Consider the following 13013-nt stretch of genomic DNA (forward strand, 5'->3'; position numbering starts at 1 on the left):
TTATCCTCCCTAAATTAAACGTTTTGCCACTGACCTGTCTGATTACTTTTCAAACAGGCTTCAACAATTTTAGTAACATACCATCCTTCCGCAAAATCCGGACTCTCATAAACAGCCTCAGTTTCATTTAATATGCTTCCGTAGAAAATCTCAAAGCCTTTCTCAAAGGCATCCTTCCATCCTACCGAATGTCCATCCGGCAGATCTGCAAAGCATCTGATTTTTTCAGATAAATTATTTTTACCTGCATAAATAATCTCATTCCCGGAATCCTTGTGGCCTATCCACAAATTTGCCGGTGTTTCCTGCTGCCATTCATAGGCTTCCTTTGTTCCACTGATTAAGATTTTTAGATTATTCTTTTTTCCGGCGCATACCTGTGTGACGTTTATGTTTCCTACCATCCCTCCTTCCAATCTGAATAGAATAATGGCTGCATCTTCATTTTCAACCGATACCGGTTCTCCTTTACTATCACTGTCCATCGGTCGTAGAGAAAACGTATCTGCCTGCTTTGTCATATATCGCTTCTGATACTGCTTATGGAACATCGCATATACGGACACAATCTTCTCTCCTGTAATAAACTGGATCGTATCAAAGCAATGAGAGCCGATATCTGCCACTGCCCTGGATTCACCTCCTTTATCCTTCTGGACTCTCCAGTCAAAATCCGTGTCATATAACAGCCAGTCCTGCAGGTATTCTACCTGAATATGGCTGATCATACCCATTCGTCCATTTTGAATTCTTTGTTGTATTTCCTGTACCATCAAATTATTTCTGTAGTTAAAATTAACAGCTGTCTTTAGTCCCTTTTTGTCTGCAAGTTCTATCAGACTTTCTCCCTCGACAGATTTTATTGTCAATGGCTTCTCACTATATACATGGCATCCTGTCTTCAAGATTTCACAGCTTACTTCATAATGGAAATTGTTTGGTGTGCAATTATGTACAACATCCATTTTTTCATTTGTCAGCATTTCTTTATAATCAGAATAATATTTTTGAATTCCATTTTTTTCACACCATTCACGCATACCCAGGTTACTGTCGGATCCCGCTACAATTTCAATATAGGGAAGTCTCCTCAGTGCCTCTACATGCTGTTTTCCAATAAATCCTAAACCGATTACTCCAACCCTAATCTTTTTCATACTTTTTTCCCTTCTCCGGAAAGTTAATGAATTGTTTCAAGTATTGCCGGCTGATCTTTAATGAATTTTCAATGCTCTCCTTATCATTCTCAAAAGATTTATCTTCAATCTCAATACATGCAGCTCCTTTATAGCCTATCTCTAAAAGGGCTCTTATATATTCTGCCCAATCCACATCGCCGTGCCCCGGTATGCAGGGAAGCATATACGAAAGTGGCGTTGCTAATATTCCGACTTCATTTCTGGCATCTTTATTCACTTTGATATCTTTATAGTGAACATGAAATATTTTATCCTTAAATTCATATAATGGCTTGATATAATCCATCTCTTGCCAGATGAAATGGGAAGGATCAAAATTCAATCCAAGCATATCACTCGGAAAACGCTTAAACAGTTCTCTCCAGATAGCCGGTGATATTGCCAGGTTCTTTCCTCCCGGCCATTCATCCTCAGTAAATAGCATCGGGCAATTTTCAATAGCTATTTTCACGCCCCTATTTTCCGCATAGTTTAAAATCGGCTTCCATATTTTTTCTGCCAATGCCAGGTTATCTGAAACATTTAAGTTCTGATTTCTTCCAATAAAGGTAGTAACCATGTTAACCTTCAATTCCGATGATGCATCAATTACCTGCATCAAATGATCAATACTTTTCTTCCGGCATTCGTCATCTTCATCCAGAACATTCGGATAATAAGCCAAGGCCGAAATTGTAACATTTCTATCCTTGCAATATCTCAATATCTCTTCTGCTTTGAAAGAATCGAGTGTGGATACATCAATATGCGTTACACCTGCATATTTACGTTCCGCTTTTCCTTTGGGCCAGCATGCAACCTCCAGACACTCAAAACCATTTTCTGATGCGAAATCCACCACCTGCTCAAATGAATAATCTGCCATCACCGATGTAATAAATCCCTGTTTCAATAAGCTTCCCTTCCTTTTCCTATTTATTTTCATGCATTTTACATTTTTCATTATTTTTTACATTTTTATTATACAAATCATTGACTTATTTTTCAATACCCTATATAATTTTCATAACAAGCGATATATTGCTTTTTCGATTTTAGTGCACTTTTACTAAGTATTATGAAAATTTTTCATGTAGGAGGGGAATATGGCTATTTCCAAGGATGTAACAATTTCAGAAATTGCAGCAAGAGCCAACGTATCGATTGCAACCGTATCACGCGTCATCAACCAGGCCGGAAACATCAAAGCCGAAACAAAGCAAAAAGTTCTTCAGGCAATGGCAGAATTAGGACTGAATCCCAGTACTTACTGTGGTATTAAAGCCCCCGCAGACTCACGATCCATATTAGTCTGCCTTCCTAACTTTCAAAATCCATTTAATGCTGATGTTATTGAAGGTATCCAAAATGCAGCTATGGCACGCGGCTATCGAACTTTTTTTTACGCAGCTTCTGATTTACGCTTTTCTTTATATGAATACGAAAAAATTATTGATCAGAACAATTTTTGCGGTTTATTATTAGTACATAATGTTTTAGATACGGAACAGTTAAACAAAATAAAATTAAAATACCCAGTAGTCATGTGCTCAGAGCATTGCAATCTGCCTGATGTTTCTTTTGTCTCCATTGATGATGTTTATTCATCGCAAATAGCTGTCAACTACTTATTATCTATCGGGCGCTCCCGGATTGCCCTGATTAACAGTCAGCTGACAAATGCCTATGCACGTTTTCGCGAAAAGGGATTTCTCTCCGCCCTGAACAAGGCCGGTCTGCAGGCAAATAACAATTGGATCCTGCATATTACAGAAATTGATTTTGACATTGCCGTCTCTGTAATCACTTCTTTGTTGAAGGGGGCCGACCGCCCGGATGCAATCTACTGTGTCTCTGACGTATATGGGGCTGCAGCCATCAAAGCAATTCAGAATTACGGTCTACGTGTTCCTGAGGATATAGCCGTGGTAGGCTTTGATAATATCAGTCTGTCAAAAATGGTTGTGCCCGCCTTAACTACCATTAATCAGCCCAAAAAACAATTAGGTCATCAGGCTTGTGAAATTTTGATTAATCTTATCGAAAATCCTTCGACACCTCCACAGCATATTTTGCTGGATACGGAATTAATCGTCCGATCCTCCACCTAAAACATAATCTGAAAAAGCAGGGCAACCGTCCTTACAGACGGCGCTCTGCTTTTTCAATTAGAATACTCATATCTTGAAAATTTAATTTCATCACAGTATCTCACACAGTTCGATCACTTCATGATTGGGTCCTTCCACCTTGAAAAAGCGGATGCCGGATTTCCAGTATGGCAGCTGCTCCACTTCCGTGCTGAGGAGCCGGTATACCCCCTGCATCTTGCGAAACAGCTGATCCACCTTCTCCACAGATAATGCAATATGATCGATGCTGCCTGTGGCGTCTGCGGTAGTCTCGCTTTCGTACACCTCCAGCATCACGTTGTGGATTCTCAGGAAAGCCACCCTGTGTCCCTGATAGTTCTCCTGATTTATGATCTCGAATCCCAGAGAACGGTAGAAATCCAGAGTCTCCTGATATTTCTGTGTGGGGATCCCGATGTGCTGGATCCCCTTTATGTGTAATTTATATAAATATTTGTCCATGGCTGATGCCCCTTATCCCTCGATATGGTATACTCTTGCTTCATAGGGCTGCAGATGCAGAGTATCTGTGATCTTTGTCTCCGGGTAATTGGATATCAGCAGCTTTGCTGATTTTTCAACGAACTCCGCAGGAATTTCCAGATCCATAGCTTCTCCTGCAAAATTACATACAATCAAAAGCTTTTCCTGTCCCAGAATTCTCTCATAGGCATAGATCTTATCATGCTCAGGATACAGCAATTCATAGGATCCATATACCACAATAGGATAATCCTTGCGCAGACGGATTACTTTACGGTAGAAGTTCAGGATAGAATCCGGATCCTCCTCCTGGGCTGCCACATTGACCTCTGTGTAACAGGGGTTGGTCTTAAGCCAGGGGGTGCCGGTGGTAAATCCGGCATTTTTCTCCGCATTCCACTGCATAGGAGTTCTGGCATTGTCTCTGCCCTTACGATTGATATAACGCATCATGTCCTCTGGTGCGATTCTGCCATCGGATGTATATTCTTTATAAGCATTAATGGCTTCAATATCATTGCATTCCTCAATATTATGGAATACCATGTTCTTCATACCGATTTCTTCCCCCTGATAGACATAGGGGGTTCCCTGCATCATATGCAGGCAGACTGCCAGCATTTTAGCGGATTCCTTCCAGTATTTTCCATCATCGCCAAAACGGGATACCATTCTCGGCTGATCATGATTGTTCAGATACAGACTGTTCCAGCCCACTCCATTGAGTCCGGTCTGCCATTTACTGAACACACGCTTCAGTTCTACGAGATCCGGCTTTTTGTCTGTCCATTTTAAACCGTTATCACTGTCCACATCCATATGCTCAAAGGTGAATACCATATTCAGCTCCTGTCTGTCAAAGCCGGTGTATTTGATGGCATCCTCCACAGAAGTACAGGGAGCCTCACCCACGGTGATCACATCGTATTTAGACAGAACTTCCCGGTTCATCTCCTGTAAATATTCATGCACATGAGGTCCATTCATCACATAAGGCAGGCGGTTGCCGTATTTAGAGCCCGGAATCGGTTCGCCATCAGGATATCCCTCCACCTTGGAGATCATATTGATGACATCCATCCGGAATCCGTCAATCCCCTTATCCAGCCACCATTTCATCAGATCATAGACTTCCGCACGCACTTTTGTATTACGCCAGTTCAGATCCGGCTGTTTCTCGGAAAACAGATGCAGGTAATACATATCCGTCCGAGAATCATATTTCCATGCGGAGCCGCTGAAGTTGGAATCCCAGTTGTTGGGTGGATTACCGTTTTTCCCTTCCTGCCAGATATAATAGTCTCTGTAAGGGTTGTCTTTAGAACTTCTGCTCTCAATAAACCATTTGTGTTCATCAGAGGTATGGTTCACCACCAGATCCAGCATGATCTTGAGATGATGCTCATGTGCCTTCTCCAACAATTCATCGAAATCAGCCAGAGTGCCGAATTCATCCATGATATCACGGTAATCACTGATATCGTAGCCATTATCATCATTAGGAGATTTGTAGATCGGGCACAGCCACAATACATCCACACCCAGGCTTTCCAGATAATCCAGCTTAGAGATGATACCTCTCAGATCACCGATGCCGTCTCCGTTGCTGTCGCAGAAGCTGCGGGGATATATCTGATATACTACGCTTTCTTTCCACCATTTTTTATCCATATCATTGTCCAACCTTTCCTGTTGTTTTTGTCTTTCTGATATTGTTACGTTTTTTAGATGCCGTGGGCTTTTGTCCCCGACATTGATACCGCGCCATCACCCCTTGACCGCACCGTCAGTAACACCCTTCACGATATACCGCTGGCAGCTGATGTAGAATATAATGATGGGGATCATGCACAGGATCAGCCCAGCAGTTGCCAGATCCCATCTCTTGGTAAACTGTCCGAAGAACAGGTACGTCTTTAGTGGCAGTGTCTGCCAGCCTGTCTTATTGATGATCAGATTCGGCAGCAGAAAATCATTCCATATCCACATAACATTCAGAATTGCCACCGTCACTGTAATAGTTTTTAGCAGAGGAAATACGATACCGAAGAACAGTCTTACCATGCTGCAGCCGTCCAATGTCGCCGCTTCCTCCAGATCCAGAGGTACATTTTTAATAAACCCATGATAAAGCACAATGGACATACTGCATCCAAAGCCCACATACATAAACACGATTCCCGGACGGTTCATAAGATTCAGGTCACTCATGAAGTCCACCAAAGGAAGCATGACACACTGGAACGGGATCAGCATGGAAGCCGCAAACAGCAGGAAAATCACCTTGCTGGCTTTCGTGTTGTAGCGGACCAGTACCCAGGCTGCCATGGATGATACCAGTATGATCAATGCGGTAGACACTACTGTGATCACCAGGGAATTCAGGAAGGATCGTACAAAATCCAGTTTTTCAAACGCTTCCCGGTAATTGTCTATTCCAAAATGAGAGGGCAGTGCCAGCACATCCAGATAGATTTCCTTCAGTTCCTTAAAGGAGCTGTTTAACAGCAGGAGGATCGGAGACACAAAGATCAGGGATAATGCCAGCATCAGCAGAATCAGCATTGCCTTTTTCCAGCTTTTCATCTTCATTACATCTCCACCTCCTTACGCTTGCTTAAGATTAACTGTGTTACAGAAATCACGACCACTACGATCAGGAACACCACTGCTTTTGCCTGTGCCTGTCCCAGCTTCGATTCCTTGAATGCCGTATTATAGATATTCAGTGCGATCATTTCCGTACTGTTGGCAGGACCGCCTGCTGTCAGAGACAGGTTCTGATCGAACATTTTGAAAGAATCTGAAATCGATAAGAACAATCCAATGGTAAATGCCGGTGCCACCAGTGGCAGCTTGATTTTCAGAAATGTCTGAAATGCTGTCGCTCCGTCAATTTTTGCAGCCTCCAGATAGGATTCCGGAATACTTTCCAGCTGTGCAATATAAATGATCATCATATATCCTGCCAACTGCCAGGTCAGTACGATCAGCATACCGATAAATCCCGTCTTCTGGTCGGACAGCCATCCCTGGAGCCAGGTCATTCCTGTATTTTTGCCGATTGCTTCGAAAATAGACACAAAGATGAACTGCCAGGTAAATCCAAGCAAAATTCCTCCGATCAGGTTTGGCATAAAGAACACAGTTCTCGCCAGGTTGGCACCTTTGATCTTATTGGTCACCAGCACTGCCAGTCCGAAGCCCACGGCATTAATGCAGATCACAGAGCAGAGTGCAAATACAAAGGTGAACAGAAACGAATTCCAGAATCTGCTATCGCTCAATAGTTTTCCATAATTTGATATTCCTACAAATACGGCATTTTTACCGATTCCGTTCCAGTCGGTAAAGGAATAGTAGAATCCCTTTACCGCAGGAACCAGAACCACCAGTACAAAGGCGAAAAGTGCCGGGAGGATAAACAACCAGAAGCCTGTCTGTTTTCTTCTCATAATCCTATCTCCTGTTTTACTGCTGTCTCATAGCTTCCCAATCACTCTTGTTCTGTGCGATCACCTGCTCCCAGGTCATGCTGCCTGCCAGATATGCCTGTACATTGGCTGCTACGTTGCTATCCCAACCGGATGGCTGACCGGAGAATACCCAGGGGATGGTCTTGCCTGCATTCATATATCTCATCACTTCCGCAGACAGAGGATCGCTGATCTCAATGCCATCATAATTATCAAATGCAGGAATCAGAGACAATTCATTGATCACAATATTTTTGCCTTCGTCAGACTGATACAGCCAGTTCAGAAAGGCTTTAGCTGCTGTCTTCTCTGCCTCTGAGGACTTGGAGTTCACGCACCAGTAATTGGATACTCCTACTGCAATAGAATCCTCAACCACACCCTTCAGAGGGATCGGCAGAATGCCGAGATCCTGCAACAGATCCTCAGATACATTGGAAATCTCCGGAGAGATCCAGTTGCCCTGCTGGATCACTGCTACCCGTTCAATAGCAAGTCCACCGCCGACCTGTGTCGCATAGTCTACGGAATTCAGCAAAGATAAATCGTCCCTGCTGCTGGTATATCTGGTCTCCAGGTCTATCAGATCCTTCAGCGCATCACCATAAGTATAATTCACCGTCTGACTCTCAAATGCTTTTGCTGCACTTCCAAATTCCTGACTCAGTGCCACATTATTGGTATGTAAGCCTACGATCCAGGATTCCTTTGCAGCATATTCCTCGACTGCTTCCAGCACAGGGAACTGGTCTGCCAGAGTACCCGCATCGATCTGGCTCTGCAGATCTGCAAAAGCCTTATCCATCGCATCATAGCTGGTCAGTGTGGAAGCATCGATGCCTGCTGCCTCGAAGATTTTCTTATTGTAGATCAGTCCGTAGCCTTCCACCGCGATCGGCATTCCATATACCTGACCGTCCACCGTCACATTGTCACAGCCTCCTGCAGTCACATGGGATACCCATTCTTCTCCAGTCAGGGGCTCCAGATATTCTTTGTAGCTTGCGATATCATCCGGTCCTCCCAGTGTGAAGATTTCTACCGGGTCGTTTCCCAGCATCTTTGCTTTCAGAGAAGAGGCATAATCCGATCCGCCTACTGTTTCCAGATGAATTGTCACCCCCGGGTTCTCAGATTCATATTGCTCAATGGCTGCCTGCAGCGCATCGCTGATCTCATTTTTATTCTGGAAGATATCCACTACCACCTGGTCTCCCGAACCGGTATTCGTACCATCTCCACTCTGACTTTCGCTATTTCCGCAGCCGGTGAACATACCGGTGATCATCATTGCTGTAAGGATACATCCCACTACTTTCTTTTTCATAAGCTATTTACCTCCTTCGCATGTCCTGCATGCTTTCCATACATTACGTTGTCCCTGTTTTCGTTTGGTTATGTACATAACTTCTGTATCTTCAACATATCACTCGAACGCAAATATGTAAATAGGTTATGTTCATAACCTATTTAATAACCAAATGAAAACCTCTCTTTTTTGTACATTTTTGACAATATTTGGGGATTCTGTTATAACTAAGATAGTCTGAGTACAGGAGGAACCTATCTATGACTACTATCAAAGATATTGCCGAGCGCGCCGGAGTCAGCACCGCTACCGTATCCAATGTGATCCATGGGAATACGAAAAAGGTCTCTCCCGCCACGATTGAACTGATCGAGAACTTGATCAAAGAAATGGGATATGTCCAGAAAATGGGACTGAGTGTCCTGAATAACAGCAGTTCCAAAATGGTGGCTGTAGTTATCCATACCCACAAAAACTATGAGGATGCCGTGATCTCCGATCCCTTTTACGGTACGATCATCGGCTTTATCGAAGAAAAGCTGCGTCTGCTGGGTTATTATATGCTGCTTTACTCCACAGATGATGTCAATGAAGTCTTCCGTACTGTCATGGCATGGAATATCGATGGAGTCATTGCCCTGTCCTTCTCCCGCAACGATTGCAATAAGATCTGGCACCTGATCCACAAGCCCGTAGTCTGTATTGATGCTTACGGAATCTCTCACGATGATACTCCCGTCACCAACATTGGTCTGGATGACTCCACAGGGGGTGCCCTGATGTCAGAATATTTGTTACAATGCGGTTATGAAAACATACTGGTATGTGCCACCAACGATTATGGTGTGGATTATTCGAGATGGACCGGTGCCAGAGAAATGTTTGAGGAACTGACTGCCGGAAACAAAGAGAAAAAGATACGTCTGATCAATATCGGTGAGACCCAGATCACCAGAGAAAGCTTCTATCAGCAGCTACTGCGTCAGATTCCCTTTCCAACGAAGACGGCGGCTTTCTTTCTTTCAGATTATTTTGCCATTGAGGCCATCAGTTACTTAGGCTCCAAAGGTATCCGGGTCCCCGCAGACCTGGGGATTGCCGGATTCGATGATATCAATTACGCCCACCTTACCGTTCCGAAGCTGACTACCATCCATCAGAACATGGAACGGAAAGCAGAGCTGGCTGTAACAGAGCTGCTATCTGCCATACAAAATCCCATCTACATGGGCAAGGAGGTATTACTGGATGTCATGCTGATCGCCCGGGATTCCATCTAATTTCTGTGCATCCGGCTGCTGTTCCTCCAGCTCCTCATAGAACCGGTAATTATTCTTGCCGTTCTGTTTGACATAATACAATGCTTTGTCCGCTTTTATATAATATTCTTCAAAGTTGTCTCCCTGTCTGCACATGCACAGGCCGCAGGACAGGGATGCCGCTGAAGTCTCCGCCGCAGCATCTTTTGCCGCACGAAAGCTGTCAAACAGTTTTCTCACCCGCATGTTTATCTCTGCTTCCGATACCTCCGGCAGATAGAACAGGAATTCATCTCCTCCCAGCCGGCAGACCACGGCGTTCTCCATGCACTCTGTGAGCACCTCTCCTACCAGTCTGAGGGCACGATCTCCCGCCTTATGTCCATAGACATCATTGATCTTCTTCAGATTATCCATATCCACAAATCCCAGACAGCCACCCTGCTTCTGCATTTTCTCAAGGATCAGTGCCTCACCCTTATGACGCATGGGAAGGCCTGTCAGATAATCCAGACTTTCCCTTGCCTCTCTCTGCCTGGCCAGCTCCAGCTCGCGGATGCGGTCTATTGTCTGGATCAGAGTAACGACCAGCAGGACCACCAGTCCGGTTGCGATAAAGATTCCGGACAGAGACACAACACGATACACTGCTGTCACCTCCAGCATGACTGCGATCATGGCAGCCCCCGCTTTTATTCCCTTATCGGAGTTCTGTCCATGATCTTTTACCCACTTATCAACAAGTTTATCACACGTAGCTGAAAAAAGTAACTATCTATTTTACCCCGTAAAATGTTTATGGAAAATTTATTCGACAAATCATGCTTTCCGAACTAAAATAGGAATGCGATATGATAATTTCATGATCCTATGAAAGGAGACAACATGATATGAAGAATAAAAAATATTCCATCATTTATAGCAGCTTAACAGGTAATACCAAGGTGCTGGCTGATGCGATCCACGAGGCATTACCACAGGATGAATGTGAGTATTTCGGTGTGTCCGACACAGTGATCCCTTCTTCCGAACTGCTCTATATCGGATTTTGGACAGACAAGGGAAATGCAGATACCAAGACATTACAGCTATTATCGCAGTTAAAGAACAAACAGATTTTTCTGTTTGGAACTGCAGGCTTTGGTGGCAGTGATATCTATTTCCGGAAAATCCTGAATCAGGTTAAGCAGTTCGTTGACGCAAGCAATGTTATCGTCGGAGAGTATATGTGTCAGGGCAGAATGCCGCAGTCTGTCCGGGAACGCTACTTGAAAATGAAGGAAGCTCCTGATCATCCAGCAAATCTTGATGTATTGATCCAGAATTTTGACTGTGCATTGTCTCACCCTGATGCAGATGACCTGGAGAGACTCAGACAAGCCGTTAGGAACTCATCCTTCTGATAAGACCATAAAATAAGGCAGCCTCACATAGCTGAGTCTGCCTTACTCTCTTTATTTAACATGGATGCCACTGGCATATTGCTGTAGAAACTGTTCCTTCCCGCATGGTCTGCCAAAATAATATCCCTGCAGATAATCCACCTTCATTTCTTTCATTTTCAGAAGCCATTCTCTTTCCTCGATGCCTTCTGCACATATTCTGACATTAATACTATGTACCATGCGGATGATATTTTTATATAATTCATAATCCCTGTCACTGTTCATCGCCTTGGCAGTAAAATCCCTATCCATTTTCACGTAACTCGGATTCATATCACGGATACAATGAAGGTTAGAATATCCTGTTCCAAAATCATCGATCACGAAGGAGATCCCGTTCTTTTCCAAGCTTTTACGGAATTTGCAGAACGAAGGTGTCATATCCATAAATCCGCTTTCTGTCATTTCAACGCATAAACATTCCGGCTTTAAAGCATACTTTTGAATCACATCCAAAATATCCCGCTCCACATTGCCCTGCAGGATCTGAACATAAGAAACATTGACATTTATCCTGAAATCCGGAATATATTTCTGCATTTCACAGCACATTGCTGCAGCTTCGTTCAAAATATATCTTCCGGCGGGAATGATCAATCCGGTCTCTTCCAATAGTGGGATAAACTCCATCGGTGAAACAAACTCCCGTCCTTCTTCCGTTATCATGGAAAAACGCATCAGTGCCTCTGCTCCAATGATCTGTTCCGTCTGGCAATCCACGATCGGCTGATAATTGACTTCAAATCCTTCATAATTGTTTACAATAGCATTACGAAGTGCTGCTACAATTCTTCCTTTTTGCAAAAAGACCTCATAGTCATCCTGATCAAAAACATAGAATCCGTTTTTACCCATGCCCTTTGCCTGTTTCAAGGCAAATTCAAATTTTTTGCGGCATTCTTCGGTTCCCTCACAAAATGTTGCTGCATCTACAACACCGATAGAAATGGAAAATATAGCTTCATAATTTTCGGTTACTATGAAATTATGAAGTTTATCTGTGATCTTTTCTTTCAGTGCCACAGCGTCTTCTGCGGAGGAAGCTTCCAGATCCACGATCACATACTGATCCGCTACCAGATGGTAAATTCTCTGCTTGTCCGAAAGGCATTCCTTCATACAAGTGGCTACGCTTTTCAGGATATAATTACCATAATCAGCTCCCCTGGAGCTATTGATCGCTCCAAAATCATCAATTCCTACATGCATCAAAAAGCCCTTGGAAATGGGTTCCTTTTGCGAACACAAATAAGCAAGGAATTCCGGCCCGCCAAGCAGTCCTGTAACATTATCGGCTCTTCTCTTGTTGCCGGTCTCATTCAGACACCCGATCAGATACACTGCCTTTCCCTGCTGATCATTGATCACGATACCACGGCAGTTGATCCAGACCGACCTACCTTCTTTATCGAGCCACCTGTAATGAAGATTATGTACCTTTTCTCTTCCTTCGCATATATCCGCGAGATGCTTTGTAAGCATCTCACGGTCTTCCTCATACACTACCTTCATAACTTCATTTGCAGCATCTGTCAGAACATTTTTCGACATATTAAACCGTTCCACAGCTGACTGTGAAATCTCAAAGATATTATTCTGCAGATCAAATATATACAGGTAATCATCCATACATTCTGTAATGATCTGAAATAAGATTTCTGCTGTCTGCTCTCCAAACACTTTAAATATATCATTAATCACAACAAGAACCTTCCTTCCGACAGCTTCACT

12 protein-coding genes are annotated in these 13013 nt (G+C 43.5%); 3 read left to right on the forward strand and 9 right to left on the reverse strand.

Annotated elements, in window-relative coordinates:
• Nucleotides 1–14: 14 nt before the first annotated feature.
• Together H9Q77_RS14565 and H9Q77_RS14570 are read right to left on the reverse strand one after the other, a co-directional pair.
• Nucleotides 15–1157 carry a Gfo/Idh/MocA family protein gene (locus H9Q77_RS14565; protein ID WP_249326010.1) on the reverse strand — a complete coding sequence of 381 codons (1143 nt, stop codon included), beginning with the start codon at nucleotides 1155–1157 and terminating at the stop codon, nucleotides 15–17.
• A complete protein-coding gene (locus H9Q77_RS14570) occupies nucleotides 1144–2091 on the reverse strand; it encodes a sugar phosphate isomerase/epimerase family protein (protein WP_249327171.1) in 948 nt (315 codons plus the stop codon). Before H9Q77_RS14570 ends, H9Q77_RS14565 begins: the two co-directional genes overlap by 14 nt.
• A 193-nt stretch (nucleotides 2092–2284) precedes the next feature.
• Between H9Q77_RS14570 and H9Q77_RS14575 the strand changes: the two genes are divergently transcribed.
• Nucleotides 2285–3289 carry a LacI family DNA-binding transcriptional regulator gene (locus tag H9Q77_RS14575; protein ID WP_249326012.1) on the forward strand — a complete coding sequence of 335 codons (1005 nt, stop codon included), beginning with the start codon at nucleotides 2285–2287 and terminating at the stop codon, nucleotides 3287–3289.
• Between the two features lie 90 nt (nucleotides 3290–3379).
• Here H9Q77_RS14575 and H9Q77_RS14580 read toward each other — a convergent pair whose 3' ends face one another.
• The 5 genes from H9Q77_RS14580 to H9Q77_RS14600 form a co-directional block, all read right to left on the reverse strand.
• A complete protein-coding gene (locus H9Q77_RS14580; RefSeq protein ID WP_249326013.1) occupies nucleotides 3380–3772 on the reverse strand; it encodes a VOC family protein in 393 nt (130 codons plus the stop codon).
• A 12-nt stretch (nucleotides 3773–3784) separates the two neighbouring features.
• The gene (locus tag H9Q77_RS14585) at nucleotides 3785–5464 is read right to left on the reverse strand and encodes a glycoside hydrolase family 13 protein (protein WP_249326015.1); all 1680 of its coding nucleotides are present in this window, start codon (nucleotides 5462–5464) and stop codon (nucleotides 3785–3787) included.
• Between the two features lie 96 nt (nucleotides 5465–5560).
• Nucleotides 5561–6385, reverse strand: a complete 825-nt coding sequence (locus H9Q77_RS14590; RefSeq protein WP_249326016.1) for a carbohydrate ABC transporter permease — start codon at nucleotides 6383–6385, stop codon at nucleotides 5561–5563.
• The gene (locus H9Q77_RS14595; protein ID WP_249326017.1) at nucleotides 6385–7248 is read right to left on the reverse strand and encodes a carbohydrate ABC transporter permease; all 864 of its coding nucleotides are present in this window, start codon (nucleotides 7246–7248) and stop codon (nucleotides 6385–6387) included. Before H9Q77_RS14595 ends, H9Q77_RS14590 begins: the two co-directional genes overlap by 1 nt.
• A 16-nt stretch (nucleotides 7249–7264) precedes the next feature.
• Nucleotides 7265–8596 (reverse strand): ABC transporter substrate-binding protein, encoded by a 1332-nt coding sequence (locus H9Q77_RS14600; protein ID WP_249326019.1) that lies wholly within the window; start codon nucleotides 8594–8596, stop codon nucleotides 7265–7267.
• 242 nt (nucleotides 8597–8838) lie between these two features.
• On the opposite strand from H9Q77_RS14600, the gene H9Q77_RS14605 reads away from it, so the two are divergent.
• A complete protein-coding gene (locus H9Q77_RS14605; protein WP_249326021.1) occupies nucleotides 8839–9858 on the forward strand; it encodes a LacI family DNA-binding transcriptional regulator in 1020 nt (339 codons plus the stop codon).
• Here H9Q77_RS14605 and H9Q77_RS14610 read toward each other — a convergent pair.
• Nucleotides 9820–10515, reverse strand: a complete 696-nt coding sequence (locus H9Q77_RS14610) for a GGDEF domain-containing protein (RefSeq protein WP_249326022.1) — start codon at nucleotides 10513–10515, stop codon at nucleotides 9820–9822. The genes H9Q77_RS14605 and H9Q77_RS14610 overlap by 39 nt on opposite strands.
• 212 nt (nucleotides 10516–10727) lie before the next feature.
• Here H9Q77_RS14610 and bilS point away from each other — a divergent pair, with 212 nt between their 5' ends.
• Nucleotides 10728–11240 carry a flavodoxin family protein BilS gene (bilS, locus tag H9Q77_RS14615; protein WP_118547539.1) on the forward strand — a complete coding sequence of 171 codons (513 nt, stop codon included), beginning with the start codon at nucleotides 10728–10730 and terminating at the stop codon, nucleotides 11238–11240.
• Between the two features lie 51 nt (nucleotides 11241–11291).
• On the opposite strand, the gene H9Q77_RS14620 is transcribed toward bilS, so the two are convergent.
• The gene (locus H9Q77_RS14620; protein WP_249326024.1) at nucleotides 11292–12983 is read right to left on the reverse strand and encodes an EAL domain-containing protein; all 1692 of its coding nucleotides are present in this window, start codon (nucleotides 12981–12983) and stop codon (nucleotides 11292–11294) included.
• Nucleotides 12984–13013 lie beyond the last annotated feature (30 nt).

The sequence above is a fragment of the Simiaoa sunii genome, assembly GCF_014337175.1.
In the GTDB taxonomy this organism is placed as follows: Bacteria; Bacillota; Clostridia; order Lachnospirales; family Lachnospiraceae; genus Acetatifactor; species Acetatifactor intestinalis.

Coding starts and splice junctions, on each gene's coding strand:
- H9Q77_RS14565 (WP_249326010.1), bottom strand. CDS start 1,157: ATGAAAAAGATTAGGGTTGGAGTAATCGGTTTAGGATTTATTGGAAAA.
- H9Q77_RS14575 (WP_249326012.1), top strand. CDS start 2,285: ATGGCTATTTCCAAGGATGTAACAATTTCAGAAATTGCAGCAAGAGCC.
- H9Q77_RS14580 (WP_249326013.1), bottom strand. CDS start 3,772: ATGGACAAATATTTATATAAATTACACATAAAGGGGATCCAGCACATC.
- H9Q77_RS14585 (WP_249326015.1), bottom strand. CDS start 5,464: ATGGATAAAAAATGGTGGAAAGAAAGCGTAGTATATCAGATATATCCC.
- H9Q77_RS14590 (WP_249326016.1), bottom strand. CDS start 6,385: ATGAAGATGAAAAGCTGGAAAAAGGCAATGCTGATTCTGCTGATGCTG.
- H9Q77_RS14595 (WP_249326017.1), bottom strand. CDS start 7,248: ATGAGAAGAAAACAGACAGGCTTCTGGTTGTTTATCCTCCCGGCACTT.
- H9Q77_RS14600 (WP_249326019.1), bottom strand. CDS start 8,596: ATGAAAAAGAAAGTAGTGGGATGTATCCTTACAGCAATGATGATCACC.
- H9Q77_RS14605 (WP_249326021.1), top strand. CDS start 8,839: ATGACTACTATCAAAGATATTGCCGAGCGCGCCGGAGTCAGCACCGCT.
- H9Q77_RS14610 (WP_249326022.1), bottom strand. CDS start 10,515: ATGATCGCAGTCATGCTGGAGGTGACAGCAGTGTATCGTGTTGTGTCT.
- bilS (WP_118547539.1), top strand. CDS start 10,728: ATGAAGAATAAAAAATATTCCATCATTTATAGCAGCTTAACAGGTAAT.